1 rRNA gene is annotated in these 2071 nt (G+C 56.7%); it reads left to right on the forward strand.

Annotation, left to right across the window (positions count from 1 at the left end):
• Window positions 1-85 precede the first annotated feature (85 nt).
• Window positions 86-1605: ribosomal RNA gene (locus Q2100_RS14090) — 16S ribosomal RNA — on the forward strand.
• Window positions 1606-2071: the final 466 nt, after the last annotated feature.

Genomic DNA, 2071 nt, shown 5'->3' on the forward strand with positions numbered 1-2071 from the left:
TTTTTTGGATGCCAGTTTTTGGTGTCTTGTTTTTGTGATCGGATTTTTCTGATTCGAATTCACCCGACTTTGGTTGGGTTGTTTTTGTTTGGAGAGTTTGATCCTGGCTCAGGACGAACGCTGGCGGCGTGCTTAACACATGCAAGTCGAACGGAAAGGCCCTTCGGGGTACTCGAGTGGCGAACGGGTGAGTAACACGTGGGTGATCTGCCCTGCACTTTGGGATAAGCCTGGGAAACTGGGTCTAATACCGAATACACCTCTTGGGTTGCATGACTCTTGGGGGAAAGCTTTTGCGGTGTGGGATGGGCCCGCGGCCTATCAGCTTGTTGGTGGGGTGATGGCCTACCAAGGCGACGACGGGTAGCCGGCCTGAGAGGGTGTCCGGCCACACTGGGACTGAGATACGGCCCAGACTCCTACGGGAGGCAGCAGTGGGGAATATTGCACAATGGGCGCAAGCCTGATGCAGCGACGCCGCGTGGGGGATGACGGCCTTCGGGTTGTAAACCTCTTTCAGCACAGACGAAGCGCAAGTGACGGTATGTGCAGAAGAAGCACCGGCCAACTACGTGCCAGCAGCCGCGGTAATACGTAGGGTGCGAGCGTTGTCCGGAATTACTGGGCGTAAAGAGCTCGTAGGTGGTTTGTCGCGTTGTTCGTGAAAACCGGGGGCTTAACCCTCGGCGTGCGGGCGATACGGGCAGACTGGAGTACTGCAGGGGAGACTGGAATTCCTGGTGTAGCGGTGGAATGCGCAGATATCAGGAGGAACACCGGTGGCGAAGGCGGGTCTCTGGGCAGTAACTGACGCTGAGGAGCGAAAGCGTGGGGAGCGAACAGGATTAGATACCCTGGTAGTCCACGCCGTAAACGGTGGGTACTAGGTGTGGGTTTCCTTCCTTGGGATCCGTGCCGTAGCTAACGCATTAAGTACCCCGCCTGGGGAGTACGGCCGCAAGGCTAAAACTCAAAGGAATTGACGGGGGCCCGCACAAGCGGCGGAGCATGTGGATTAATTCGATGCAACGCGAAGAACCTTACCTGGGTTTGACATGCACAGGACGTCGGCAGAGATGTCGGTTCCCTTGTGGCCTGTGTGCAGGTGGTGCATGGCTGTCGTCAGCTCGTGTCGTGAGATGTTGGGTTAAGTCCCGCAACGAGCGCAACCCTTGTCTCATGTTGCCAGCACGTAATGGTGGGGACTCGTGAGAGACTGCCGGGGTCAACTCGGAGGAAGGTGGGGATGACGTCAAGTCATCATGCCCCTTATGTCCAGGGCTTCACACATGCTACAATGGCCGGTACAAAGGGCTGCGATGCCGTGAGGCTTAGCGAATCCTTTAAAGCCGGTCTCAGTTCGGATCGGGGTCTGCAACTCGACCCCGTGAAGTCGGAGTCGCTAGTAATCGCAGATCAGCAACGCTGCGGTGAATACGTTCCCGGGCCTTGTACACACCGCCCGTCACGTCATGAAAGTCGGTAACACCCGAAGCCGGTGGCCTAACCCCTTGTGGGAGGGAGCCGTCGAAGGTGGGATCGGCGATTGGGACGAAGTCGTAACAAGGTAGCCGTACCGGAAGGTGCGGCTGGATCACCTCCTTTCTAAGGAGCACCACGAGACCCATGGCCCGCCCACATCGTGTGGGGGTTCGGTGACCTGGGCGATTCGTTGGATGGGCTTGCCCTGTAGTGGGCGCAAGTTCTGGTGCATATCAACGAACATGTTCGTCCGAGTGAATGCCGGACGGCGAGGAAATCATCAGACACACTATTGGGCTTTGAGACAACAGGCCCGCGGGCTCATCCCAGTGGGGGTGGGTGCCGGCTCTGAGATCTCGGGTTCCTTTCTTCTTTTCACCTGTTCGTTGGGTGGGGTGTGGGTTGGGGTTCGGTGGTTGAGGGGTTTCTGTTGTTGCCCTGCTTTGGTGGTGGGGTGTGGTGTTTGATTTGTGGATAGTGGTTGCGAGCATCAAAGACGCATGATGATCCCTTTGGGGGTTGTGGTGTGTCTTTATGTAATGCAAATTTTTCTGATACTCGCATGCATGTCTGCCCTCTTTTTTGGGGG

Source organism: Mycolicibacterium arseniciresistens, assembly GCF_030519285.1.
Classification (GTDB): Bacteria; Actinomycetota; Actinomycetes; order Mycobacteriales; family Mycobacteriaceae; genus Mycobacterium; species Mycobacterium arseniciresistens.